22 protein-coding genes are annotated in these 25,497 nt (G+C 71.1%); 10 read left to right on the forward strand and 12 right to left on the reverse strand.

The window, feature by feature from the left end; genetic code table 11:
* Positions 1-78 precede the first annotated feature (78 nt).
* From ftsX to pruA, 5 genes are all read right to left on the reverse strand, one after another.
* The gene (gene ftsX / locus C1A38_RS13720) at positions 79-954 is read right to left on the reverse strand and encodes a permease-like cell division protein FtsX (protein ID WP_102658214.1); all 876 of its coding nucleotides are present in this window, start codon (positions 952-954) and stop codon (positions 79-81) included.
* Between the two features lie 69 nt (positions 955-1,023).
* Positions 1,024-1,704: a cell division ATP-binding protein FtsE gene (gene ftsE, locus C1A38_RS13725; protein WP_013731749.1), complete on the reverse strand. Its 681-nt coding sequence runs from the start codon at positions 1,702-1,704 to the stop codon at positions 1,024-1,026.
* A gap of 118 nt (positions 1,705-1,822) precedes the next feature.
* Complete coding sequence (gene prfB, locus C1A38_RS13730) at positions 1,823-2,944, reverse strand: peptide chain release factor 2 (RefSeq protein WP_102658215.1); 1,122 nt, start codon at positions 2,942-2,944, stop codon at positions 1,823-1,825.
* Between the two features lie 125 nt (positions 2,945-3,069).
* A complete protein-coding gene (locus C1A38_RS13735; RefSeq protein WP_102658250.1) occupies positions 3,070-3,588 on the reverse strand; it encodes a PadR family transcriptional regulator in 519 nt (172 codons plus the stop codon).
* Between the two features lie 236 nt (positions 3,589-3,824).
* Complete coding sequence (pruA, locus tag C1A38_RS13740; protein ID WP_102658216.1) at positions 3,825-5,453, reverse strand: L-glutamate gamma-semialdehyde dehydrogenase; 1,629 nt, start codon at positions 5,451-5,453, stop codon at positions 3,825-3,827.
* 303 nt (positions 5,454-5,756) lie between these two features.
* Here pruA and C1A38_RS13745 point away from each other — a divergent pair, with 303 nt between their 5' ends.
* Positions 5,757-6,830, forward strand: coding sequence for a hypothetical protein (locus C1A38_RS13745; protein ID WP_102658217.1), 1,074 nt, complete (start codon positions 5,757-5,759; stop codon positions 6,828-6,830).
* A gap of 9 nt (positions 6,831-6,839) precedes the next feature.
* On the opposite strand, the gene C1A38_RS13750 is transcribed toward C1A38_RS13745, so the two are convergent.
* Positions 6,840-7,358 (reverse strand): DUF6912 family protein, encoded by a 519-nt coding sequence (locus tag C1A38_RS13750; RefSeq protein ID WP_102658218.1) that lies wholly within the window; start codon positions 7,356-7,358, stop codon positions 6,840-6,842.
* A 194-nt stretch (positions 7,359-7,552) separates the two neighbouring features.
* Here C1A38_RS13750 and C1A38_RS13755 point away from each other — a divergent pair, with 194 nt between their 5' ends.
* Together C1A38_RS13755 and C1A38_RS13760 are read left to right on the forward strand one after the other, a co-directional pair.
* A complete protein-coding gene (locus C1A38_RS13755; protein ID WP_102658219.1) occupies positions 7,553-7,780 on the forward strand; it encodes a helix-turn-helix transcriptional regulator in 228 nt (75 codons plus the stop codon).
* A 141-nt stretch (positions 7,781-7,921) separates the two neighbouring features.
* Positions 7,922-8,533 carry an Rv3235 family protein gene (locus C1A38_RS13760; protein WP_102658220.1) on the forward strand — a complete coding sequence of 204 codons (612 nt, stop codon included), beginning with the start codon at positions 7,922-7,924 and terminating at the stop codon, positions 8,531-8,533.
* 254 nt (positions 8,534-8,787) lie between these two features.
* On the opposite strand, the gene secA is transcribed toward C1A38_RS13760, so the two are convergent.
* Complete coding sequence (secA, locus tag C1A38_RS13765) at positions 8,788-11,718, reverse strand: preprotein translocase subunit SecA (protein WP_102658221.1); 2,931 nt, start codon at positions 11,716-11,718, stop codon at positions 8,788-8,790.
* A gap of 171 nt (positions 11,719-11,889) precedes the next feature.
* Between secA and C1A38_RS13770 the strand changes: the two genes are divergently transcribed.
* Both C1A38_RS13770 and C1A38_RS13775 read left to right on the forward strand, forming a co-directional pair.
* On the forward strand, positions 11,890-13,104 hold the full coding sequence (locus tag C1A38_RS13770; RefSeq protein WP_102658222.1) for a GNAT family N-acetyltransferase: 1,215 nt from the start codon (positions 11,890-11,892) through the stop codon (positions 13,102-13,104).
* Positions 13,101-14,210: a GNAT family N-acetyltransferase gene (locus tag C1A38_RS13775; RefSeq protein WP_102658223.1), complete on the forward strand. Its 1,110-nt coding sequence runs from the start codon at positions 13,101-13,103 to the stop codon at positions 14,208-14,210. Before C1A38_RS13770 ends, C1A38_RS13775 begins: the two co-directional genes overlap by 4 nt.
* A gap of 57 nt (positions 14,211-14,267) precedes the next feature.
* Here C1A38_RS13775 and hpf read toward each other — a convergent pair whose 3' ends face one another.
* From hpf to mtrA, 5 genes are all read right to left on the reverse strand, one after another.
* Positions 14,268-14,897, reverse strand: coding sequence for a ribosome hibernation-promoting factor, HPF/YfiA family (gene hpf / locus C1A38_RS13780; RefSeq protein WP_102658224.1), 630 nt, complete (start codon positions 14,895-14,897; stop codon positions 14,268-14,270).
* Positions 14,898-15,146: 249 nt separating this feature from the next.
* The gene (locus tag C1A38_RS13785; RefSeq protein WP_102658225.1) at positions 15,147-15,845 is read right to left on the reverse strand and encodes a ComF family protein; all 699 of its coding nucleotides are present in this window, start codon (positions 15,843-15,845) and stop codon (positions 15,147-15,149) included.
* Between the two features lie 7 nt (positions 15,846-15,852).
* Complete coding sequence (locus C1A38_RS13790) at positions 15,853-17,646, reverse strand: LpqB family beta-propeller domain-containing protein (protein WP_102658226.1); 1,794 nt, start codon at positions 17,644-17,646, stop codon at positions 15,853-15,855.
* Positions 17,643-19,400, reverse strand: coding sequence for an MtrAB system histidine kinase MtrB (gene mtrB / locus C1A38_RS13795; protein WP_102658227.1), 1,758 nt, complete (start codon positions 19,398-19,400; stop codon positions 17,643-17,645). The genes C1A38_RS13790 and mtrB overlap by 4 nt, the downstream gene beginning before the upstream one ends.
* Positions 19,401-19,413: 13 nt before the next feature.
* Positions 19,414-20,103: an MtrAB system response regulator MtrA gene (gene mtrA / locus C1A38_RS13800; protein ID WP_013731734.1), complete on the reverse strand. Its 690-nt coding sequence runs from the start codon at positions 20,101-20,103 to the stop codon at positions 19,414-19,416.
* A gap of 214 nt (positions 20,104-20,317) precedes the next feature.
* Here mtrA and C1A38_RS13805 point away from each other — a divergent pair, with 214 nt between their 5' ends.
* Genes C1A38_RS13805 through C1A38_RS13825 form a run of 5 tightly spaced genes read left to right on the forward strand, consistent with a single transcriptional unit; the run spans position 20,318 to position 25,473 of the window.
* On the forward strand, positions 20,318-21,163 hold the full coding sequence (locus C1A38_RS13805; RefSeq protein ID WP_102658251.1) for a hypothetical protein: 846 nt from the start codon (positions 20,318-20,320) through the stop codon (positions 21,161-21,163).
* Complete coding sequence (locus tag C1A38_RS13810; protein WP_102658228.1) at positions 21,160-21,834, forward strand: DUF4129 domain-containing protein; 675 nt, start codon at positions 21,160-21,162, stop codon at positions 21,832-21,834. Before C1A38_RS13805 ends, C1A38_RS13810 begins: the two co-directional genes overlap by 4 nt.
* Positions 21,831-23,183 (forward strand): DUF4350 domain-containing protein, encoded by a 1,353-nt coding sequence (locus tag C1A38_RS13815; RefSeq protein WP_199180199.1) that lies wholly within the window; start codon positions 21,831-21,833, stop codon positions 23,181-23,183. The genes C1A38_RS13810 and C1A38_RS13815 overlap by 4 nt, the downstream gene beginning before the upstream one ends.
* Positions 23,180-24,166 carry an AAA family ATPase gene (locus C1A38_RS13820; protein WP_199180200.1) on the forward strand — a complete coding sequence of 329 codons (987 nt, stop codon included), beginning with the start codon at positions 23,180-23,182 and terminating at the stop codon, positions 24,164-24,166. The genes C1A38_RS13815 and C1A38_RS13820 overlap by 4 nt, the downstream gene beginning before the upstream one ends.
* Entirely contained in the window at positions 24,163-25,473 is a 1,311-nt protein-coding gene (locus tag C1A38_RS13825) for a DUF58 domain-containing protein (RefSeq protein ID WP_102658229.1), read from the forward strand. Before C1A38_RS13820 ends, C1A38_RS13825 begins: the two co-directional genes overlap by 4 nt.
* Positions 25,474-25,497: the final 24 nt, after the last annotated feature.

Genomic DNA, 25,497 nt, shown 5'->3' on the forward strand with positions numbered 1-25,497 from the left:
ATGCTACCCGAACGACAAGGGCCCTTCCGCGCGGTTTATTCCAGCGCCGAAGAGCCCTTGCGACTGTCGTACCGAAAGCTAGACCCGCAGGTAGAAGCGGAGCGTGACCCAGGCGGTGATCGCGCTGATCAGGCCACCGACGCCCGCCATCACCGGGAAGGTCAGCAGCACCTCACTCCAGCTGACCGGGGCGAACAGGCCCTGCAGGGCACTGAGTGCGTCGTCGAAGAGGAACTTCTTCAACGCGACCAGGGCACCCAACCCGAGCACCGAGCCGATCAGGCCGGCGACCACCGCTTCCAGGACGAAGGGTGCCTGGATGAACCAGTTCGAGGCGCCGACCAGCTTCATGACCGCGACCTCACGCCGCTTGCTGTACGCGGCCACCTGGATCGTGTTCGCCACCAGGAGCAGCGCGGCGACGGCCATGGCTATGGCGGCGGCCAGCGCGACGTTCTGCCCGGCCGTGAAGAGGTTGAAGATCTTGTCGAGCACCTGACTCTGGTCGACCACCTGGTCGACCCCGGCGGCCGAGGAGTACTGCTCCGAGATGGACTTGTACTGCTCCGGGTCGACCAGGTTCAGCCGGTACGACTCGGGCAACTGGTCCGCCTTGACCGCGCTGAGCAGGTCCGGCGAGTCCCGGAACATCTCCTGGAAACGCTGGAAGGCCTCGTCCTTGTTGACGTATGTGACCTGTGAGATCAGCGGGTCGGCCTCCAGCCGGGAGCCCAGTGCCGCACGGTCTTCTTCCGAGATGTCGGTCTGCAGGAAGATCGACACCTGGATGTTCTCGAAGTACAGGTCCTTCATGTCGGCGACCTTGGTGTAGATCAGGCCGCTGGCACCGAGCATGGTCAGCGAGACGCCCAACGTGATGATCATCGCGATGGTCATGGTCACGTTGCGCCACAGTCCGACAAGTACCTCGGACAGGACGTATTTCATCCGCATCGGGATATTCCTCCGGCTCTCCGGCGTGAGGTGTTCGTCGTCAGATCGGGGTGCGGTGGGCTGCGCTCGTCACCCGTAGACGCCGCGGGCCTGGTCGCGGACGATGCGGCCGCTCTCGATCTCGATGACCCGGCGGCGCATCTGGTTCACGATGTTGGAGTCGTGCGTGACCATCACGACTGTCGTGCCGGTGCGGTTGATCCGGTCCAGCAGGCGCATGATTTCGATTGACGTGTCCGGGTCCAGGTTTCCGGTCGGCTCGTCGGCCAGCAGGATCAGGGGACGGTTCACGAACGCCCGGGCGACTGCGACACGCTGCTGCTCACCACCGGAGAGCTCGTGCGGGTAGCGATGCTCCTTGCCACCGAGACCCACCAGCTCCAACACCTCCGGCACGACCCGGCGGGCCACCGCCTTGGTCTTGCCGATCACCTCGAGCGCGAAGGCCACGTTCTCGTACGCGGTGCGGTTGGGCAGCAGCCGGAAGTCCTGGAAGACGCAGCCGATCGAGCGGCGGAAGTGCGGGCGCTTCCAGGACCGCATCGAGGTGACGTCCTTGCCGTTGACGACGACGCGACCCTTGTTGGGGGTCACCTCGTGCAGCAGCATCTTGATGATCGTGGACTTGCCGGAGCCGGATGGGCCGATGAAGAAGACGAACTCGCCCTTGTCGATCGACACGGACACGTTGTCGAGCGAAGGCCGCGACGCCTTCGGGTACGTCTTCGTCACTTGCTCAAGCTGAATCACGGGTGGTGAGTCTACGCCGTGTAACTGTCGTGCCAAGTCCTACGCCCCGCCGTTGCGGGGGAAGTCATTGATCCAGCACGTCATGTGGAGATCGATGACGCACTCCGCCCACGACCGGTCACGCAGCGTCGCCGGCGAGTTGCTGCTGCTTGCGCCAACGGATCCCGGCTTCGATGAAGGAGTCGAGCTCACCGTCGAAGACCGCGCTCGGGTTACCGGTCTCCTGCTCGGTACGCAGATCCTTCACCATCTGATACGGGTGCAGCACGTACGACCGCATCTGGTCGCCCCACGAGCCCGCGGCGTCGGTCTTCAGGCCCGCCATCTTGGCCTGCTCCTCCTGCCGCTTGCGTTCCAGCAGCCGCGCCTGGAGCACGCGCAGCGCGGACGCCTTGTTCTGCAGCTGCGACTTCTCGTTCTGGCAGGTCACCACGATGCCGGTCGGGATGTGGGTGATCCGCACCGCCGAGTCGGTGGTGTTGACGCTCTGCCCACCCGGCCCGGACGAGCGGTAGACGTCGATCCGCATCTCGTTCTCGGGGATGTCGATGCTGTCGGTCTGCTCGACCACCGGCAGCACCTCGACACCGGCGAAGCTGGTCTGCCGACGGCCCTGGTTGTCGAACGGGCTGATCCGCACCAGCCGGTGGGTGCCGGACTCCACGCTCAGCGTGCCGTAGGCGTAGGGAACCTTCACCGTGAAGGTGGCCGACTTCAGGCCCGCCTCCTCGGCGTACGAGGTCTCGTAGACCTCGGTCGGGTAGCCGTGCCGCTCCGCCCAGCGCAGGTACATCCGCAGCAGCATCTCGGCGAAGTCCGCCGCGTCCACGCCACCGGCGCCCGCCCGGATGGCCACCAGGGCCTCCCGGGAGTCGTACTCGCCGGAGAGCAGGGTGCGGACCTCCATCTCCTGGATGGCCTTGGTCAGCCCGGCGACCTCCGACTCGACCTCGGAGAGGACTCCCGAGTCGGCCTCCGCCTCGGCCAGCTCCAGCAGCACATTGGCGTCGTCGAGCCGGGAGCGCAGGCTACCCAGCTTCTCGATCTCGCCGTTGACGTACGACAGCTGCGAGGTCACCTGTTGGGCCCGGGCCTGGTCGTCCCACAGATCCGGGGCGGACGCCTGCTCTTCCAGGCGGGCCTTGTCCGCCCGCAGGCGGTCCAGGTCGAGCACCGCCTCGATGTTGCGCAGGGTGGCGTCGAGGTCCTTGAGCTGGTCGGCGTAATCGGCAGCTGTCACGACAGACAAGGGTACTGCTCGGAGGAGGAGTGAGCTTGCGAGCCCCGCACTCCGAGCCAAAACAGCTCCGCTCGGAGGAGGAGTGAGCTTGCGAGCCCCGCACTCCGAGCCAAAACGAGGGCTGGTCAGCTGCTGACTGGTGCGTTCTTGAGCCAGGTCAGGGCGGCCTTGTGGTACGCCACGGCGAACTCCAGCGCGCTCGCGTCGTACGTGTCGCCTTCCTTGCGAGCGTTCTTGACCTGCTCGCGGACCCGGGCCAGCGCCTCGGTGTGGTATTCGTTGGCCGCGGCCTGGAGGCTCTTCAGCTGGGTCGCGGAGTGTAGTTGCCCGAAGGCGATCCGCAGGGCGATCGGGTTGCGGATGGTGTCCCGCCCCGGATCCTCGGCCAGCCAGCGGGAAAAGGTCCGCTTACCGGCTGCCGTGATCGCATACGGTTGACTCATCCGCGGCCCGGGTTTACCCAGCCGGACGAGGCCCTTCTCGGCCAGCACCGGCAACTCCCGGTAGACCTGACTGCGGGTCATCGACCAGTACGGCGCCAGCCGGCGCTCGGCGGCGGCCATCAACTGGCCACCTGTCATGGGGCCCTCGTGGAGCAGCCCGAGCAGGGCCGCCGCCGTGGGGTTGACTCCGGATTCCGCCATGCCGTTCACGCTGCCACTTTGACGGGCTGGCGTCCAGGATTTCACCGTTTCGCCACCCATTGGGGTTTCCTATGTGCACTGTCGGTGCGCGACGGTCAACCCCGCAGCCCCACAGACCGCCCCACCCGACCACGACCGACCCGCCCCCCACCGAGCGCCCGGTCCCCACGAGCGGCGATGTTAAGAGGGGCCCCTTCCTATGCACGAGGCGTTAGAAAGGGGCCCTTCCTTACACCTCAGCCCATGTGGGGGTAGGTGTGGTCGGTGGGGGGCACGAAGGTTTCCTTGATCGTCCGGGGGGACATCCAGCGGACCAGGTTGTGCCAGGAACCGGCCTTGTCGTTGGTGCCGCTGGCGCGGGCACCACCGAAGGGCTGCTGCCCGACGACCGCACCGGTCGGCTTGTCGTTGATGTAGAAGTTGCCGGCCGCGTACCGCATCTTCTCGGCCACCGCGTCGACCACCCGCCGGTCGGTGGCGAAGATCGAACCGGTGAGCGCGTACGGCGCGATCGCCTCGGCCTGGGTGACCACCTCGTCGAAGCGGGCGTCGTCGAAGACGTGCACGCCGAGGATCGGCCCGAAGTACTCGGTGGTGAACGTCTCGTGCGCCGGGTCACCGCATTCGAAGATGGTCGGGCGGACGAACCAGCCGACCGAGTCGTCGGCGGTGCCACCGGCGATGATCCGGCAGCTGTCGTCGCCGGAGATCAACTCAAGCGCGGCGGTGTGCCGGGAGAAGGCCTTGTCGTCGATGACCGCGCCACCGAAGTTACGGAAGTCGGTGACGTCGCCGTAGGTCAGGCCGTCCGCGGTGGCGGCCAGCCGGTCGCGCAGGCCACCCTCCCAGATCGACCGGGGAACGTACGCCCGGGAGGCCGCCGAGCACTTCTGACCCTGGTATTCGAAGGCGCCCCGGATCAGCGCGGTGTGCAGGGCGTCGACGTCGGCGCTGGTGTGCGCCACCACGAAGTCCTTGCCGCCGGTCTCGCCGACCAGCCGGGGGTAGCCCCGGTAGCCGGCGATGTTCTCGCCCACGGTGCGCCACAGGTGCTGGAAGACCTTGGTCGAGCCGGTGAAGTGGATGCCGGCCAGGTCGGGGTCGGCGAGCACCACGTCGGAGACCTCCTCGCCCCGACCGGTGACCATGTTGATCACGCCGGGGGGCAGGCCGGCCGCCTCGAACAGCCGCATGGTGAAGTGCGCCGCGAACTGCTGGGTCGGGCCCGGCTTCCAGACCACGGTGTTGCCCAGCAGGGCCGGGGCCGAGGGCAGGTTGCCGGCGATCGCGGTGAAGTTGAACGGGGTGACCGCGTAGACGAAGCCCTCCAGCGGTCGGTGGTCGAACCGGTTCCACACGCCCGGCGAGGACATCGGCTGCTCGGCGAGCAGCTTGCGGGCGAAGTACACGTTGAACCGCAGGAAGTCGATGAACTCACAGGCAGAGTCGATCTCGGCCTGCACGGCGGTCTTCGACTGGCCGAGCATGGTGGCCGCGTTGAGGGTGTCGCGCCACGGGCCGGCGAGCAACTCGGCGGCGCGCAGGAAGATCGCGGCCCGCTCCTCGAAGGGCAGTGCCCGCCATCCCGGTGCGGCGTCCTTGGCCGCCTTGACCGCGGCCCGGGCGTCGTCGTGAGTGGCGTGCCCGGTGACCCCGAGCACGTGCGCGTGCCGGTGCGGCTGCACCACCTGGATCGGCACGCCGCCGGCCATCCGCTGCTCGCCCGCGATGGTCATCGGCAGGTCGATCCGCTCGGCCGCCAGCTCGGTGAGTCGCCGCTGGAGCCGTTCGGCGTCGGCGCTGCCCGGCTCGTAGGTGCGCACCGGCTCGTTGTGCGGCTCGGGTACGGAGAACACGGCGTCCATCAGGGCTCCTGGCGATCTCGACGACGGTGGCGAAACCGGCCCCAACGGTGGCGGGACCGCGCGCCAATCTTCCCACGACCAGCTTCGACCGATCACCCCCCGGCCGCTGGACGACCGTGGATCCAGAGGCAACGGGCGGGGGCAGGCAGAGATTCGTACCTTAAAGGCCGTGCAAACCGAAGGAACATAGATCATTTCGGCGGCGCGCGGGGCTCAGGCTCCTCCTCCGCCGGGCCGCGTACGCTGGATTGCCGGTGACGTGCCCGGGTCGGATCGCCAGGTCCGGGCGGCGAAGGGGAGACGATGAGCAACCAGCCCGGTGGGCCGACCGCCGCGCAACCCGACCGGCCGCAGACCACCGACGAGGTGGCTGCCGACGGGCCAGGCCCCGCCCCGGCCGACGACGCCGACGGGTCCGTCGTGCTGCTCAGCGACGCTACGGACGGCTCCGCCCCACCGCCACCCGCGCCGGGCACCCTCGGGTTGGCGCTGCTGGCGACCGGCTGGCTGGCCGCCATGCTCTGGTCCACCCGGGAAGCGATCCAGTCGGCCACCGCCGGCGTCACCGCGATCAGCCTGTCCGCCTTCGCCCTGCCCGGCGTGATCTCGGCCGCCCTGGTGGCCGGTGCTGCGGTGGGACTGGCGGCCAGCGAGCCAGTCACCCGGCGGGGCGATCGGGCCACCCTGCGCTTCGCGGTGGCGGTCGGCGTCGGCCTGCTGGTCGGGCTCGCCGCCGCCCTCGCCATCGCGCTGAGCTACGACGGCAACACCACCACCCGCACGATCGCCGGCACGACCGCCGCCGCGGCCGTCATCGGTGGCGCGTTGGCCGGCGCTCGCAACGGGGCGGTCATCGGTGCCGTCGCCTCCGCCGCGCTCGGCACGCTGCTCTTCGTGGTGGGCTTCAGCGTCGCCCGGGATCCCCTGTTCAACCTGTTCGGCGCGGGCGACAGCCAGCAGTCGCTGGTCACCGCGGCCACCTGGGTCTCGCGTACCGAATCGCTGCTCGCCGGCCTCATCGCCGGCCTGCTGGCCTTCGGCTACCTCACCTGGGCCCGACGGCGGGCCGCCCGCCGCGACACCACAGTCACCGCCCTGCGCTGGCCGGCGTACCTGGTCGCCGGGGCCGGCCCCGGGCTCCTGCTGCTGCTCGCCGAGGTGATCATCCGGGTCGGCGGGCGTTCCCTGATCGACCTGGCCGCCGCGCTGAGCGAGGCCGACGCGGTGGCGCAGACCTCGCTGGGCACCTCCCGGGTGGACAACGGGATCTGGGTGCTGTTCGTGGGCGCACTCACCGCCATGATCATCTTCGGCCGTACGCTGTCCCCGGCACCGGAGACCGACCCCGAACCCGCCGAGGCCGGCGCAACGCGCTGAGCGCGCGGTTCACCCCTGGTCTGCGGCGTCGCGCAGCAGCAGGTCCAGCTCGCTGGGGTCGTACCACTCCAGTTCGTGGTCCTCGACACCATCGACGGTGAACTGCGCGTCCGGGTCGCCGGCCAGCGCCTCCACCACCACCTTCGCGGCGGCGGTGACATCCGGTACGGCGTCGACGCCGTCGACGTGCAGGGCCGCCACGGCGTTTACCGCTACCACCCCACGCAGCTCCACCACGCTGGAACCCAGTTCACCGTCACCCCGGCCGAGCGCCGACGCGGGCAGGTCCGCCGAGACCACGACCCGCCGACGCGGCGCCGCGGGATCGTGATGGAGCAGTTGCAGGGCGTCCTGCGCGGCCCGGGTGAAGGCGACGTACTCCAACTCCTCCTCGTCGCCCTCCGCGTACCACTCGCGCAGCATCGGCGTCACCGCGTGCGCCTGGGTCGCGGCAAGGCCGTGCTCGGGCAGCCTGGTCAGCATCGGTACGGTCGCCGACAGGTACACCCGGACAAGCTGGTCGGTCACGGTCGGTCTCCCCTGCTCTGCTCCGGTCGGCGACTGCGCCGCCCCGGGCGCACGCTCACCCTGAACGTCATACACCCCACGCCGCCGTGGTGGGAACTCGGGTCGGCGGGTGTGTCGAAGTCACCCCTCGGCGGCAGACCCTGTCGTCCCTCGATGGCAAACTGAGGCAAACGACGCCAACCCGGGGAGTTCACGTGGAGCCCAGGTTCCTGCTCCTGTCCGACGTGGCCGCCGAGCTGAACGTGTCGGATTCGCAGGTCTACCACATGGTGCGCAGCGGCGAGCTGCCTGCGATCAAGATCGGCGGTCGGGGCCAGTGGCGCGTCGAGCGCGCCCGGCTGGAGGAGTACATCCAGCAGAAGTACGCGGAAACCGCCGAGTGGGTACGCGGGAATCCGCTGACCGAGCGCGAGCCCGAGTAGTCGCCCCTGGGCACGGCCACGGGTGGCCGCACGATCACCGAAGGCATTGACCGACGGCTCTGTCGTGCCACAGAATGAAGTCTGTCGAAGGCAAACGAAAGCAAACGTAGGGAAAACCGAATCGAGTGAGAGGCCAGGGCGATGATCGATCCCCGGCGACCTGGGCCGAGCCACCCGCCCGTGCGGTTACGGCCGGCACCCGCGTACGACCCGCCCTTCGTCGACGAGAACGCCGGGTGGCCCGAGCCGGGCGACGGCCAACTCGCCCTCGACCTCTTCTCCGCCCAGCAGCGATCCGCTCGTCATGCTGCGGAACGCCTCCCTTACCAGCGGGTCACCGCCCGCCCGGTCCCCGTACGCCCCGGCCATGATCCGGTCCGGCAGCTACCACCCGGTGCCCTGGCCACCGCCACCCCGTCGGCCACCCGGGTCGCCCACCGCTTCGTGGCGAGCTGCATCGAGGTCTTCAACGGCTTCCGGCCGCCGGTGCAACTTCGCCGTCAACTGGACCCCGCACGCAGCGCCCAACTGCTGCCCGAGCTGGCGCGCGCCACCGCCCGCGTCGTCCCGACGCGCCGCCGGACCCCCCGCCCCACACTCCGGCTCCGCCGCCTGCGCGTCTGCGAACTCCACCCGGCCGCCATCGAGGCCGCCGCCGTACTCACCGGCGTCGTCGACACCAACTGGGCCATGGCACTACGTCTGGAACACCGGCGCGGCACCTGGCTCTGCACCGACCTCCGCGTCCTCTGACACCCTGACATCCCCCGCAGCCCGCCCTGCCACCCCCGGCAGCCCCCATCCCGCCCAGGCCGCCCCGGCCACCCTCAACATCACCCACAGCATCTTCAAGATCGCGCTCGATCCTGGATCGAGTGGTCACCTGCCGCACCGAGACCACTCGATCCCACATCGAGCAAGCGTGGAAAGGGGCGACGTAGGGCAGGGGGGAATGTCGAAGCCCCGGACACCGCGTCAGCGGTGCCCGGGGCTTCGAGTGTGTTCGGTCAGCTGGCCGAGGTGCCACCGGGGGCACCGTGGCAGCGCTTGTACTTACGCCCGGAGCCGCAGGGGCACGGTGCGTTGCGGGACGGGCCGTTGCTGGCCGCGGCCTGCCCGTTGGCCGCCATCTGGCGGGCCGTGCTGGATGCCACTCCGGCACCGCGCACGGCATTGGCCTGCCGCTGCGGCGCAGCCGGGGCGGTGCGGCCGGGGGCTGCCGGCGCGTCGGGCTCCGGGCCACCGATGCCGAGCGCCGGGGCGCGCTGGTCGTCGCGTTGCACGGCAACCGCCCCGGCGCCGGCCTCACCGTCGATGGTGGGGGCGGAGTACTGGAGGCCCTGCTGCTGCGGTGCACGGCCGAGGCCCTTGGCCCGGATCTCCACCGGCTTGTCCAGCAGCTGGATTTCCTCTTCCTCGGGCTCCGGCTCGTTGACCTGCACCTCGAGGTTGTAGAGGAAGCCGACCGTCTCCTCCTTGATGCCTTCCATCATGGTGGCGAACATGGCGAAGCCCTCGCGCTGGTATTCCACCACCGGGTCACGCTGGGCGTACGCCCGCAGCGTGATGCCCTCCTGGAGGTAGTCCATCTCGTAGAGGTGTTCACGCCACTTGCGGTCGATGACCTGGAGCAGCACCATCCGCTCCAGCTGCCGGGTGCCCTCGGCACCGAGCTGCTCCTCACGACGGTCGTACGCGGCGTGCGCGTCCGCCCGCAGTCGGGAGATGAGGAAGTCGGCGTCGATGCCGGCCCGGGAGCCGCCGGCCTCCTCCTCCATCTCCTCGATGGTGATGCCCACCGGGTAGAGCTGCTTGAGGCTGGCCCAGAGCTGCTCGAGATCCCACTCCTCGGCGTAGTTCTCCGACGTGGCGCCCTGGACGTACGCCTCGATCACGTCGTCGATCATGTTGCGGACCTGCTCGGAGAGGTCCTCGCCGTTGAGTACGCGCAGCCGCTCGGCGTAGATCACCTGGCGCTGCTGGTTCATGACCTCGTCGTACTTGAGGACGTTCTTGCGGATCTCGGCGTTCTGGCCCTCGATCTGGGCCTGCGCGCTCTTGATCTGGCGGGTGACCATCTTCGACTCGATGGGCACGTCCTCCGGGATGTTGAAGCGCTCCATGACCGCCTCGACCGCACCGGAGCGGAACCGCTTCATCAGCTCGTCCTGAAGCGACAGGTAGAAGCGCGACTCGCCCGGGTCACCCTGCCGGCCGGACCGACCACGCAGCTGGTTGTCGATGCGCCGGGACTCGTGCCGCTCGGTGCCCAGCACGTAGAGCCCACCGGCGGCGGCCACCTCATCGGCCTCGGCTTCGCAGGCCTGCTTCCACTTCGGCAGGACCTCCTCCATCGCCTTGTCGTACTCTTCGGCGTTCTCCACCGGGTCGAGTCCGCGCTGGCGCAGCTCGCTGGCGGCGAGGAACTCGGCGTTGCCGCCGAGCAGGATGTCGGTGCCTCGACCGGCCATGTTGGTGGCGACCGTGACCGCGCCCTTGCGACCGGCCTGGGCGACGATCTCCGCCTCGCGGGCGTGGAACTTCGCGTTCAGCACGGAGTGCGGGATGCCCCGGCGGCGCAGCAGCTGGGAGAGGATCTCGGAGTTCTCCACCGAGACGGTGCCGACCAGCACGGGCTGCCCGGCCTGGTGGCGCTCGGCGATGTCCTCGATGACCGCGTTGAACTTGGCCTTCTCGGTCTTGTAGATGACGTCGGCCTTGTCCTGCCGGACCATCGGCCGGTGGGTCGGGATGGTCACCACGCCGACCTTGTAGACCTTGTTGAACTCGCCCGCCTCGGTCTGGGCCGTACCGGTCATGCCGGAGAGCTTGTCGTAGAGGCGGAAGTAGTTCTGGAGGGTGATGGTGGCCAGGGTCTGGTTCTCCTGCTTGATCTCCACCCCCTCCTTGGCCTCGATCGCCTGGTGCATGCCCTCGTTGTAGCGGCGACCGTGCAGGATGCGGCCGGTGAACTCGTCGACGATCAGGACCTCGCCGTCGCTGACGATGTAGTCCTTGTCGCGCTTGTAGAGCTCCTTGGCCTTGATGGCGTTGTTCAGGTAGCCGACCAGCGGAGTGTTCACCGACTCGTAGAGGTTGTCGATGCCGAGGCGGTCCTCGACCTTGGCCACGCCGCGCTCGGTGACCGCGATGGTGCGCTTGGCGTAGTCGACCTCGTAGTCGCCCTCGCCGTCCTTGCCGGGCTGAAGGCGGGCCACCACGGCGGCGAACTCGCCGTACCAGCGGGCGGAGTGCTCGGCCGGACCGGAGATGATCAGCGGGGTCCGGGCCTCGTCGATCAGGATGGAGTCGACCTCGTCGACCACGGCGAAGTTGTGGCCGCGCTGGACCAGCTCGTCCTTCGACCAGGCCATGTTGTCGCGCAGGTAGTCGAAGCCGAACTCGTTGTTGGTGCCGTAGGTGATGTCGCACTCGTACGCCGCGCGGTGCTCGGAGGCGGGCCGGTTGGGCAGCACCACACCGACGGTCAGGCCGAGGAACTGGTGCACCCGGCCCATCCAGGCCGCGTCACGCTGGGCCAGGTAGTCGTTGACGGTGACCACGTGCACGCCCTTGCCGGACAGCGCGTTGAGGTAGACCGGCATGACCGAGGTCAGCGTCTTACCCTCACCGGTCTTCATCTCGGCGATGTTGCCGAAGTGCAGCGCCGCGCCGCCCATCACCTGGACGTCGTACGGTCGCTGACCGAGCACCCGCGCCGCTGCCTCCCGGCAGACCGCGAACGCCTCGGGCAACAGGTCGTCCAGGGTCTCGCCTTCGGCGAGCCGTTCCCTGAACTGCTCGGTCATGCCGCTCAGCTCTTCGTCGGTGAGGTTGACGTAGTCGTCCTCGATCGAGTTGACGGCGGCGGCGATGGCCTTCAGCCGGCGCACCATTCGCCCCTCGCCCGCGCGAAGGACCTTTTCCAGAATCGACACGGATCAACGCTCCCCTAGACAGTCTCGAACCATCGTAGGCGTTTCATCGGGCCAATGGTCACTGGTGGCGACCCTCGGCCATCGCGAAACCGACATAACGTCCGACGCTCCAGGCTACGCGCCCGGTTTACCCGTTACGCCGTGGGCGAACGATCCGGCACGATGGGTCGAATGGAGCCCGTGGAGATCACCGAGGCCGGACTGACGCTCCGGCCGTGGCGGCCGACCGACGCCGACGACCTGCATCGCGCGTGCCAGGATCCGGAGATCCAGCGCTGGATCGACTTCCCCCGACCCTACCGGCAGCAGAACGCGCAACGGTTCATCGCCTGCCGTACGCGCCAGTGGGCGGAGGGCACGGCAGCCGCCTTCGCGGTCTGTGACGCCGCCACCGGTCGACTCCTCGGCGCCGTTGATCTGCAACGAATCGACCAGAGCCGGCAGTTGAGCGAGATCGGCTACTGGACCGCCCCGTGGGCGCGCGGTCAGGGTGTGGCGGTACGCGCCGTCCGCGCCCTCGCCCGGTGGTCCTTCGCGGAACTGGACCTGCGCCGGCTGCTCTGGACGTCCCGGGCGGGCAACCACGCCGCCCGGCTGGTCGCCCTGCGCAGCGGCTTCCGGATCGAGGGTCGGCTGCGCGCCGCCGACCCGGCGCACGGCAGCCACGAGTGGTTCGGCTCGCTGCTGCCCGGTGAGGTGCCGGCGCCCGGCGAGGTCGGTCCGGCCGGCCCGGGCTCCCTGGAGGCTCGCCGGGCCGCCGTCTTCGGCCGGGCCCAGCCCACAGTCTTCGCCAGCACATCGCGATGCGAGCTGCGCCTGCGTCCGCTGGAGGAACGCGACCTCGACGCGGTGGTGATCACCTGCCAGGATCCGGACACCCTGCGGTGGACCACCGTCCCGGAGGCCTACGACCGGTCGGCAGCCGTGTCCTTCCTGGCCCACTGCGAGGACTGCTGGGCCGACGGCACCGCGGCCAGCTTCGTGATCGCCGACGAGCAGGACCGCTACGCCGGCTCGATCGACCTGCGGCTGTCCTCCGGCGACCCGCTGCTGGCGACCGTCGGCTTCATGACCGCGCCGCACGCCCGGGGTCGGGGCTACCAGACGGCAGCTCTGGCGGCGCTCACCACCTGGGGCTTCGCCACGCTCGGGCTGGCCCGCATCGAGTGGTGGGCCAACGTCGGCAACGTCGCCTCCCGCCGGGTCGCCGAGAAGGTCGGCTTCACCATGGAGGGCACCGCCCGGGCTGCGCTTAACCACCGCGGCACCCGGGTCGACGCCTGGGTCGGCGCGCTGCTGGCCGAGGACCTGGCCCCGCCGAGCAGCGCGGCACAGACCGGCGCAGGCACCGACGGCCGGCCGGCACCGGGCCAGGTGACGGTGTGACCCCCGAGACGATCGAAACCCACGGCGTACGCCTGCGGCCGTTCCGTCCGGACGACGAGGCCGATGTCGTCGTCGGCTGCGCCGACCCGCTGACCCAGCGCTTCCTCGACGGCCTGCCCAGCCCGTACACCGAGGCCGACGCCCGGTGGTGGATCACCGAGGCTGCTCCCGCGGCGTTCGCCGCCGGTGGGGCCGCGTACGCCGTGGCCGATCCGGCCACCGACCGCTTGCTCGGCACGATCGGGCTGAGCCACCCGATGCCGCAGCGACGGCAGGCCGAGATCGGCTACTGGGTGCATCCGGACGCGCGGGGACGCGGGGTGGCCACGGCGGCCACCCGGGCACTGGCCGAGCGCGCCTTCACCGGCGGCATCGACCGGCTGGAACTGCTCGCCCAGGTCGAGAACGTGGCAAGTCAGCGGGTCGCGCTGGCCGCCGGCTTCCGATCCGAGGGGATACGTCGAGGTGGCGGCCGGGCGCGCGATGGCGGCCGACGGGACCTGGCCGTCTGGGTACGACTGGCCGACGATCCGCCCGGGCCGTACCCCCGCCTGCTGCCCGACCTGCCCGGCGGGCGACTCACCGACGGGGTGATCGTGCTGCGGCGGCTCGAACCCGAGGACACCGACGAGATGTACCGCCTGAACACCGACCCGGCCGTGGTGGCCAGCCGGGTGCCACCGGGCCCGCCGGCCCGCGAGGAGCTCGTCCGGCGCGGCGTCGGTGCGGCGCACCAGTGGCTGGTCGGCACGGTCGCGTCGATGACCATCCTCGACGCGGCCTCGGGGTCGGTGGCCGGAACCTGCATGTTGCTGCCCGACCAGCCCGGCGGGCAGGCGATGCTCGGCTACAGCCTGTTCCCGCAGTGGCGGGGACGCGGCTACGCGACCCGCACGGTGCGGCTGCTCGCCCGGTGGGGCTTCGAACAGGTCGGTCTGGCCCGGCTGTGGGCCGGCACCCTCCCGGAGAACCAGGCCTCCCGGCGGGTGCTGGAACGGGCCGGCTTCCGCTACGAGGGGCTGCTGCGCGCCCGGCTGCCCGGCGCGGAGGGCAGCCGCGGCGACTCGACCGTGTACGGGCTGCTGCCCGGCGAACTGCGGGACTGACCGCAGACGCAGTGGTGCGGGCCGGGGCGCTGCCGCCCCGGCCCGCACCGACGCCGGTCAGATGTCCAGCGAGATGATGCCGTAGTCGTAGGCGTGCCGTCGGTAGACGACGCTCGGACGACCCGATTCCTTGTCCTGGAACAGGTAGAAGTCGTGGCCGACGAGCTCCATCTGGAACAACGCGTCGTCGACGGTCATCGGCTCGGCCGGGTGCACCTTCTCCCGGGCGATGTGCCACGGCTGGTCGTCGTACTCGTCCTCCTCGGCACGCTCGGCGACCGCGGTGGCGGCGCCGGCCGGTGCGCCCAGGGCGGCGGAGGGGAGGTCGGTTACCGGCAGGCCGGCGGTGGCGGCGGCGACCGACAGCGGCGCGTGCCGGCCGCGGTGCACCCGACGCCGGTCGGCGGCGCGGCGGAGTCGGGCGTCGAGCTTGGCGATCGCGGCGTCCAGGGCGCTGTAGAAGTCGCTCGTGCAGGCCTCTGCCCGGATCACCGGGCCCCGGGAGAAGCAGGTGATTTCCACTCGCTGGCAGTGGTCGGCCTGGCGCGGATTGCGCTCGTGGAAAAGCTCCACCTCGGCACGAATCAGCTTGTGGTCGTAACGTTCGATCTTCGCCAGTTTTTCTGCTACGTGCACCCGGTAATGATCCGGCACTTCGACGTTACGGCCCTTGACCACGATGTCCACCGTGACCTCCTTCTTCGGACGGTCTTTGCTCCGAAAAACTCCGGTCGCGCGTCCGGGGAGGGGCCCCGCTCGGCGTCGACCGGTCAATACGGCTACGCCTCCTCTCACCGCCGGGGGTGGGTGGCTGACCTCCTACCCTCGACAAGCAAACGCTAACTCTTGTTTGCCCGGTCGTCATCCCCAGTCCTCGACAACGGCCGGAATTTTGCAAAGATCACACACGAAGGAGTGAATCGGAAACACAATCCGTCACCGTTGGTGCCTTTTTTCCGTGGCTGCCAGCACAGCCGCCACCGACGGCGACATTCCTTGTACGGCCAGCAATTGACTGATCGCGGCAAGTGTCGACCCGGTGGTGACGATGTCGTCCAGCAGGACCACTGTCGCGCCGGGCAGCACCGGGCCGGCGTCCGGCCGTACCCGGAAGGCGGCCAGGGCCGTCGCCGCCCGGCCGGCGCTGTCCAGGGTGACCGAGTCGGGCCGGGGCAGCGCGCGTACCAGCCGGTCCACGCGTACCGGCCAGCCTGCCGCGTCGAGCCGACGGGCGCAGTGCCGGGCGAGCCGGCCGAGATGGTCGCCGAAGCGGGCCCGGGCCGCCGCCGGGGTGTCCGGAACGGGCACCAGCACCAGCGGTCGGGCCGAGCCGACCGCATCGGCCACGACCTCGGCGAGCAGCACGCCCAACGGCCGGGCCAGACCGTGTCGGCCATGTTCCTTGTACGCCAGCAGGGTTTCCCGCAACGGCCCGCCGTAGCTGCCGAGCGCGTGACAGGGCGGTAACCCCACCGGGGCCGGTACCGGTCGGACCTCGCCGGGGCGCAGCGCCTGCAGTGCGGTCACGCAGTCCGGGCAGACGCCGTGCCGCAGCCCGGGCCGGCGCTGCCGGCAGCCGGCGCATTCGGTGGGCAGGGCCAGGTCGGCCAGATCCGCCCACAGCCCGCGCAGCACGGTCGACTCAGTAGAGGAAGACGGGGGCGGTGGGGTTGCCCGGGCGGACCCCGGTCGGTGGTGCCGTGACCTCCTGGACCTGTTCGCGCACGATCCGCTCGAACGGGTTGTTGCGGTAGGTCACCCCGTTGGCCTCGTACATGAACGTGGCGGCGAGCGGCGAGGTCGGGGTGGCGGGGTGGGCGGCCAGGTGGGTGACCTCGGCACCGGCGTCGTCGCGCAGCCGGGTCTCCAGCGCCCCGTCGACGCTGACGTCGTAGATCGCGGGTCGACCGGCGGCCCCGGCCACCAGCATGCGGCTCTCGGCCCACCAGTCGACCGCGGTCAGGCGGTTCAGTGAGGTCGCCAGGCGTCGGGCCGGGCCGATGGTCGGCACCCCGCCCTCCCAACTGATCGCGGCCACGTGCAGCGCACCGCCGACGATCAGGGCGATCCGGTGCCCGTCCAGCGAGGCCGCCACCGCGTCGACCCGGCCGGGCAGGCCGAGCTGCACCGGGCGCATGGCTCCCCGGTCGTCGAAGCGGTACAGCTCGCCGTCGGCGACCACCAGACCCGCCGGCTGATCGCTGTCGGTACGCAGCCAGACCGGCCGACCGATCACGGTGTGCGCCGGCCCCGTCATGAAGCTCTCCACCACGTCCCGGCCCCGGCCGACCCGCAGCCGCTGCCCGGCACCGTCGCTCACCACCAGGGCGGCCAACACGTCGCTGCCGGCGCGGCGCAGCCCGGCGGAGAGCACGTCGTGGTTCGCCTCGGCCGCCACCGGAACCCGGCCGATCGGCTCGTTGGCCACGGCGAGCGCGTGGATCGCGCCCTCGTAGACGCAGAACCGTCGGGTGCTGCTGTCGTCGAGCTGGTACAGCTGATTCGACGCCCGCTGTTCGCCCAGGTCGACAAGCTTCCGGGACTGGTTCAGGATCTTGATCTCGAGGATGCCGTCCAGCTCCAGCAGCGACCAGGCCAGCTGGGTGGCGAACTGCTCCAACCGGACGTCGTCGGCGCCCGGCATGTCGAGGTTGACCTCCCACCGGCCGTCCGAGCCGGTGGCATTGTTGATCATCTCGGTGCGGTCGGGCAGCCCGGAGACCCCTACCCGCAGCCAGTCCGACGGGCCTGCGGTCAGCCAACGGACCACCTCGCTCACCCGACGCTCGGCGGGCACCGCCGAGGAGAGGTACCGCTGGTCGGGCACCAGCCGGGTCCGTTCGGAGTTCCAGAAGTAGATGGATTCGGCCTGGTAGTACAGGCGCAGCGCCTCGTCGCTGAGCAGCAACACGTTCGGTGGGCCGCTGACGTAGAACCCGGCGTCGTCCTGGCCCGCCGGACCGGCGTTGATCAGGCGGAACTCGTACGTCGTCTCGGTGGCCAGCGGCGGCACCAGCATGCCGTTGGCCCGCAGCAGGCCGACCTGCTGCACGCTGATGGTGACCTTCATGCTGTCGACGTCCGGCTCGATCACCGGGTCGTCGGTGAGGCGTACCACCGACAGCGCCACCTCGCTGCCCTGCTTCACCTGCAGGCCGCCGCGCTCCGCCACCGCGATGTACTGCTTGACCCGGTCGTACGCCCGGTCCGGCTCACCGGCCGCGGCGGCCAGGAAGTTGCGGACGAAGGCCTCGGCGTCGCTTCCGCTGGCTTCCCGGGCCGGCGGTTCGCTGCCCCGGCCCAGCGACCAGCTGGCCTCCGCCGCGGGCCCCCGCTGCTCGGTCTGTACCTCCGACCGGTCGGGGATGCCGCAACCGACCGCGCCGGCCAGCACCAGCGTCACGCCGAGCGCGCCGCTGAGCAGTCGTCGCCTCACGAAGCCACCTCCGCGCGCTGCTCGGGGACCGGATTCGCCGGCCCCACCGTAAGTGCCCCGTCCGGTCCCGGGCCGATGGCCAGCAGGCTCTCGGTCGACGTCGCGCCGAACGACACGGTCGCGTCCGCCGGCACCAGCCGCAGCGGCGAGGTGATCAGCCGGTCACCGGCCCGCGCCGGCAGGGTGAGCCGGAACTGTGCGCCCTGCCCCGGCGCGCCCCACGCCTCCAGCCAGCCACCGTGCAGCCGGGCGTCCTCCAAGCTGATCGACAAGCCCAGCCCGGTGCCGCCGGTCTGCCGGGCCCGGGACGGATCGGCGCGCCAGAACCGGTTGAAGACCAACTTCTCCTCGCCGGGCTTGAGCCCGACGCCATGATCGCGGACGGTGACCGCGACGGCGGTGTCGTCCATCCCCAGGGTGATCCGCACCGGCCGCCCCTCGCCGTGCTCCACGGCGTTGCCGACCAGGTTGCGCAGCACCCGCTCGACCCGGCGCGGGTCGATCTCGGCGATCACCGGGGCCGCCGGCACGTCCAGTTCGATCTCCACGCCGACGCGTTCGGCCAGGCCGGAGAGGCGGTCCACCACCCGGTGCACCACTGGTACCAGGTCGGTCGGCTCGGCGTCGAGGACTGCGAAACCCGCGTCGAACCGGCTGATCTCCAGCAGGTCCGTCAGCAACTCCTCGAAGCGGTCCAGCTCGGCTTGCAGCAGCTCGGCGCTGCGCGCCACCGACGGCTCGAACCCGTCACGCTCGGCGAAGATCAGATCGGCGGCCATCCGTACCGTGGTCAACGGGGTACGCAGCTCGTGCGAGACGTCCGAGGTGAACCGCCGCTGCAGTCGCGACATCTCCTCCAGACGCAGGATCTGCCGTTGCAGGTTGGTGGCCATCTGGTTGAAGGAGGCGGCGAGCAGGGCCAGGTCGTCCTCGCCGTTGACCGCCATCCGCTGGTCGAGCAGCCCGGCGGAGAGCCGCTGGGCGGTGCGGGCCGCCACCCGTACCGGTGTCACCACCAGCCGGGTCACCAGCGCCGCGAGCAGGCCGAGCAGCAGCACCAGGGCGAGGCCGGTGGCGAGCACCGTGGCCCGCGCCTGGCTGGCCGTCGAATCCTGCAACGTCAGCGGTACGAAGTAGTAGAGCTCCACCTGACCGAAGCGGGTCGGTACCGGCGAGCCGTAGACCAGGTACTTGGTGTCCCGTTCGCCGGTGAGCCGGCCGGTCTGGATCTGGTTGGCCACGTTGCCGCCGGCCACCGCCGCCCGCAGCTCGGGGCTGATCAACGGCCGGAAGTCCACCGCGGGCGAACTGCGCGGCAGGATCATGCCACCGACGCCGTCCGCGGTCAGCGCCACCACCACGCCGCTGGTCTGCTGCGGGTCACCGCCGGCCAGATAGTTGACCGTGCCGTCGATGGTCTCCTGGAGCTGGGCCTCCTGCGGCTGGCTGTAGAGGCTGAACTGCTTGGCCGCGTACTCCGCTCCGCTGGTCAACCGAAGCCGTACGTCGGTCTTGGCGTTGTCCAGCAGAATGCTGGTGATCTTGCCGGCGATCAGGTAGGCGAAACCGCCCACCAGCAGGCTCGACACCACGAGTGTGATAGTGACCACCCGTACCTGCAACGAGCGTCGCCAGGTGTGGTGCAGGCCGGCGAACACGCGGGCGGCCCGACCGCTGAGCCGACGCCACAACTCCCGCCCCGCGCCGGGACGGCGGGACGTGGTGTCAGGGTCCGGAATCGGGGAGGCGGTCACAGTGCGACCCAGGCTATCCGGTACCCGCCTTGTAGCCCACGCCCCGCACGGTGAGGATGATTTCAGGTCGCTCCGGATCCGGCTCGATCTTGGCCCGCAGGCGCTGCACGTGCACGTTCACCAGCCGGGTGTCGGCCGCGTGCCGGTAGCCCCAGACCTGCTCCAGCAGGACCTCCCGGGTGAAGACCTGGCGCGGCTTGCGGGCCAGCGCGACAAGCAGATCGAACTCCAGCGGGGTCAGCTTCACCTCCTCGCCGTTGCGACTGACGGTGTGTGCCGGCACGTCGATGGCGATCTGGTTGCCGGGCGGGCCGATGGTGAGCAACTCCGGCGCGGCGTCCTCGCCCCGGCGCAACCGGGCCCGCATCCGGGCCACCAGTTCCTTGGGCTTGAACGGCTTCACCACGTAGTCGTCGGCCCCGGACTCCAGGCCGAGCACCACGTCGACGGTGTCGCTCTTGGCGGTCAGCATCACGATCGGTACGCCGGACTCGGCTCGGATCGCCCGCGCGACGTCGATGCCGCTCATTCCGGGCAACATGAGGTCAAGCAGGACGATATCGGGACGATTGTCGCGGAACGCAGCCAGCGCGCGTTCCCCGTCCGCCACGAACGAGGGCATGAACCCCTCACTACGCAGGACGATGCCGAGCATCTCGGCGAGCGCAGGGTCGTCGTCGACCACCAGTACCCGGGCTCTCATGGGGTTAATGTTTCCATCCCGTTCAGTTCAGGGGGTTCGGGCGTCATCCCGGCACGCTACTGCCGGGACCCACGCCGTGCCCAGCACCCGCCGGTACACCGCTCACACGAGCCGCCCCACCGGCCGGGGCTCCACCTGTCCGACTCGCGCGTGTCAACATGATCCCTGGCTGCGTCCCCGCGCGCCACCGCCCCCGCCTTCGACAGGAGTGCGCGTGCCCCACGCCGGCTCGATCGCCGTACTCCCCAACCGGCCGCTCACCGTCGGTGAACTGCTCGACTCCGCAGTACTGCTGCTGCGTGGGCACCTGGGGGCACTGCTTCCCCTGGCCGGAGCGCTCGCCCTCGTCGAACAACTCCTCCTGCTGCCCCTGCGGTCCGCCGTCGGCGTCGAGCCACCACTGTGGTGGACCCTGTCGATGGGCAGCCTGGGCCCCTTCCTGGTCCTGCTCGCCATCGGCGCAGCTACCGAAGCCATGATCATCACGCTGCTCGGCAACCCGGCCGCCAGGGCCGCCGGCAGCGCCCTGGTCGGCCGCCCGGCCAGCGTTCGGGACCTGCTCCGCCCCCGGGATGCCCGCTGGGGCGCCACCCTGCTGCTCTGCCCGGTCGTCGGCGTCACGATGCTGCTGGCGTCCCTGCCCGGCCCGACCTGGTTCCTCGGATTCGCACTGCTCGGCGGGGTGGCCCCGGCACTGGCCCTGGACCGGCTCAGGCCGCTGCGTGCGCCGGCCCGTTCCGTCACCCTCGCGCTGCGGGTCGGCGGCCGTGCCGCCGGTCTGCGGCTGCTCGGCTACCTCGTCTGGTGGCTGCTGCGGGTCGGTCTCGCCTGGGGCCTGTTCACCGGGTTGTCCGGCCTGAACCTGATCGCGACGGGCTGGGCAGTCGCCGTGGCCATGCTGCTGTGGACGGCCGTCAACATGGTCGGCTATGCCGGGCTGGCCTGCCTGGACGCGGTCCTGCACGTGGAGACCCGGATCCGCACCGAGGGGCTGGACATCCGCCTCTCCCGGGCACCCGTCGACGCGCCGCAGAGCACCCTGTTGGCGGTGGGCGGATGAGCTTCACCCGCTGGTGGACCGAGACCACGGCCGCACTCGGTGATCACGTACCGCTGCCCCTTGTCGCGTTGCTGCTGGTGCTCGCCACCGTGCTGGCCGCCGCCGGCTGGTACACCTACCCCGCCTGGGTGCCGCGCCGCTTTCCCCGACCGCGCCGGTTGCCCCGACTGCGTCGGCGCCGACGTCCCCCTCGGGCACCCCGGCCGCGCCGGGTCGACACCGACGCTGCCGTCGACCCTGAGTCGCCTCAGCCGACCGGACCACCGGCGCACCATGTCTCGCTTGCCGACCGGCTGGCCGCCGAAGGACGCTACGACGAGGCGATCCGGGAGCGGCTGCGCGGCATGGTCCGGGAACTGTCCGACCGTGGCCTGGTGTCGGTACGCCCCGGCACGACGGTCACCGAGATCGTCGAGGCAGCCGCCACCCGCCACCCACCGGCCGGGCCGCCGGTGGCCGCCGCGGCGACCATCTTCGCCCGCGTCTGGTACGCCCAGCGTCCCGGCACCGCCGACCACGACAAGCAGGTACGCGACCACGCCGCCACGCTGCACCGGCTGCTCACCGACCGGCCCGCCGACAGCAGCGACGGCGCGGTACCAGCCGGCAGCGGCGGCGCGGTACCAGCCGGCAGCGGCGGGGGCGACGGTTCCGGGGAGTACGCCCGATGAGCGCGCCGAGGGTACGCCGCCGGCGGCACCGCATCCTGATTCCGGTGTTGCTGAGCGCCCTGGTGGTCATCACGACCCTGGTCACCCACGCGATCGACCAGCCGAACCAGACCGACGCGGGATTCCTGTCACCGCTGTCGACCGGGGACGACGGCGGCAGCCGGTTGGCGGCCGGCCTGGCCGAACGTGGCGTGCAGGTACGGCGGGAGACCGACACCCTCGCGGCGCTGCGGGCGGCGAGGTCCGGCCCGGCCACCCTGTTCGTACCGGCCCCGCAACTGCTGCACCCGCAGACAGTCGACGACCTGAACCTGCTGCCCGGCCACACCCGCCTGGTGCTCGTCGACCCTCCCCGGCGGGTGCTGGACGCCGCCGGGATGCCACTGCGACCGGCAGGTCGGCGGTGGGCGGCCCGGGCCGTCGCCCCACACCTCACCGGGCCCTGCGCACTGCCCGAGGTCACCGGCGCGACAGCCGCCGTCGCCCGGCAGCGGTACGCCCCCACCGGCCCGCCCGGCTCGGTGGACCTCTGCTACTCCGCCGGGCTGGCCCGACTACCCGGTGCGGCCGAGAACGTGGTGGTGGGCGCAAGTGACCCATTCCGCAACGGTCGCATCGGCGAGTGGGACAACGAACTCTTCGCCACCGCTCTGCTCGCCACCACCGGCCGGGTGCTCTGGCTCGACCTCGACGGACCGGCACCTCCACCACCCACACCCAGCACCGTCCGGACCACACCACCGTCCGAGCCGGACGGCGGACCCTACGACGAACCCGACGACGACCAGGGTGATCCGGGTGCCGGCGACAGCACCGAGACCACGCCTGCCGCACCACCGGGCGGTAACGCCTCCGGCTCCGGCGGACCGGGCCGGGAGCAGACCAGCAACCCGCTCTGGTCGGCCTTTCCCCCCTGGTTCTGGGCGCTGCTGGCGCAGCTCGTACTGGCTGCACTGCTGATCGCCGTCGCCCGGGCCCGCCGCTTCGGCCCGCCCACGCCCGAACCGCTGCCGGTGACCGTCCCGGCCGCGGAGACGGTCTTCGGCCGGGCTCGTCTCTACCATCAGGCGAAGGCTCACCAGAGCGCCGCCGAGGTGCTCCGCGCCGCCGCGAAGGACCGGCTGGGGCGACGACTGCATCTGCCGGCCGACACCCCCGACGTGGCCGCCGTCGTGGCCGCCGAGACCGGCGAACACCCGGACACCGTTCGTGACCTGCTCCACGGCGACGCCCCGGACACCGACCAGGAACTGCTGGAACTGGCGAAGGACCTGGATCGCACCGCCCGCGACCCACGACCTTCCCCAGTTCGGCCGCCGCTGCCCCGATCCGAAGGAGATCCCCGGTGACCCGACCCGCCACGCTCAGCGACCCGCTGGCCGCCGACCCCAGCCGGGCCGCGCTGCACCGACTGCGTACCGAGGTGGCCAAGGCGGTCGTCGGGCAGGACGGGGTGGTCACCGGGCTGATCATCGCCCTGCTCTGCCGTGGTCACGTGTTGCTGGAGGGCGTCCCCGGGGTGGCCAAGACGCTCCTGGTACGCACCCTCGGCGCGGCGCTGGACCTGTCGACGCGACGGGTGCAGTTCACCCCCGACCTGATGCCGGGCGACGTGACCGGCTCGATGATCTTCGACGCCCGTACGGCGGCCTTCACCTTCCGGGAAGGACCCGTCTTCACCAACCTGCTGCTCGCCGACGAGATCAACCGCACGCCGCCGAAGACCCAGTCCGCCCTGCTGGAGGTGATGGAGGAACGGCAGGTCACCATCGAGGGCACGCAGCATCCGCTGCCCGACCCCTTCATCGTCGCCGCCACCCAGAACCCGGTGGAGTACGAGGGCACCTACCCGCTGCCCGAGGCGCAGCTGGACCGGTTCCTGCTCAAGCTCACCGTGCCGCTACCCGGCCGTGAGGAGGAGTTGGGCGTCCTGCGCGCCCACCACGCCGGCTTCGACCCCCGGGACCTGGCCGCCGCCGGCGTACGCCCGGTGGCCGACGCGACCGACCTCGCCGTGGCCCGCGCGGCGGTCGGCCGGGTGCACGTCGCCGAGCCACTGTTCGGCTACGTCGTCGACCTGTGCCGGGCCACCCGCGCCACGCCCGCGCTCGAACTGGGCGCCTCGCCACGTGGGGCGACCGCGCTGCTCGGCACCGCCAAGGCGTGGGCCTGGCTGGCCGGGCGCGACCACGTGGTGCCCGACGACGTGAAGGCGATGGCCCGGCCCACCCTGCGGCACCGGCTGCGGCTGCGCCCGGAGGCCGAACTGGAGGGGGTCGGGATGGACGCCGTACTGGACTCGGTGCTCGCCACCGTGCCCGCACCACGATGACGTGGCGGGCGGCGGCACTGCTCGCGGTCGGTGCGCTGACCCTGCCCGCCTGGCCGGCGCCCTTCGTCGGGGTGGCGGTGATGACCGGCGTGGTCCTGCTGTTGTGCGCCCTGGACTTCGGGCTGGCCGCACCGCTGCGCGGGATCACCGCCGAGCGCGACGGTGATCGTTCCGTCCGGCTCGGTGAGACCGCCACCGTCACGGTGCAGCTGCACAACGCCTCCGGCCGGACGCTGCACGCCCAGGTCCGCGATGCCTGGGTGCCGTCGGCCGGGGCACAGCCGGACGTACCACCCGACCGCGTCGTGCACGTGCCCGCCGGTGACGTGGCGGCCCTGCCCAGCCGGCTCACCCCGACCCGCCGCGGTGACCGGCCGGCGGTGGCGCTGACGGTCCGCTCGCTCGGGCCGCTCGGGTTGGCGTTCCGGCAGCGCACCGGACGTCCGCCCACCCCACCGTGGACGCTGCGGGTGCTGCCCCGCTTCGACTCCCGCCGACATCTGCCCGAGAAGCTGTCCCGGCTGCGGGTGATCGACGGCACGCAGGTCGGCCAGGGACGCGGGGCGGGCACCGAGTTCGACACCCTGCACGAGTACGTGCCCGGCGACGACGTACGGTCCATCGACTGGCGGGCCAGTGCCCGCCGGGCCGAGGTGCTGGTACGCACCTGGCGGCCGGAACGGGACCGGCGGCTGGTGTGCGTGCTGGACACCGGCCGTACCTCCGCAGTGCTGCTCGGCGACGAGCCCCGGCTGGACGCCTCGATCGACGCGGCCCTGCTGCTCACCGCCCTGGCCGCGCGGGCCGGTGACCGGGTGGACGTGCTGGCCGCCGATGCCGTGTCGCGCGCCTCGATCGGCGGTGCCGAACGACCGGCCCAGTGGCCCCGGCTGGCACATGCGCTGGCCCCCCTGCAACCGGCGCTTGTCGAGACCGACTTCCAGCTGATCGCGGGCGAACTGCTGCGCCGCCACCGGCCGCGCAGTCTGGTGGTGCTGCTCACCTCGCTGGAGCCCGGGGCGCTCGGGTCGGGACTGCTGCCGGTGCTGCCCCGGCTCGCCGCCCGGCACCGGGTGCTGGTGGCGGCGGCCCAGGATCCGGTGCTGACCGCCCTCACCAGCACACCGCCCCGCCATCCGCGGGACGCCTACAACGCCGCCGCTGCCTGGCGTACGCTCGCCGAACGTGACCGGCTGACGGCGGCGCTGGCCCGTTACGACGTCGCTGTGGTGGACGTGCCCGCCCCCCGGCTGGCTCCGGCCCTGGCCGACACCTACCTGCGCCTCAAGGCCACCGGCCGGCTCTGAGTCGACCTCCTGGCGGCCCTCGCC

It is taken from the genome of Verrucosispora sp. ts21 (assembly GCF_002879555.1).
Taxonomy (GTDB): Bacteria; Actinomycetota; Actinomycetes; order Mycobacteriales; family Micromonosporaceae; genus Micromonospora; species Micromonospora gifhornensis.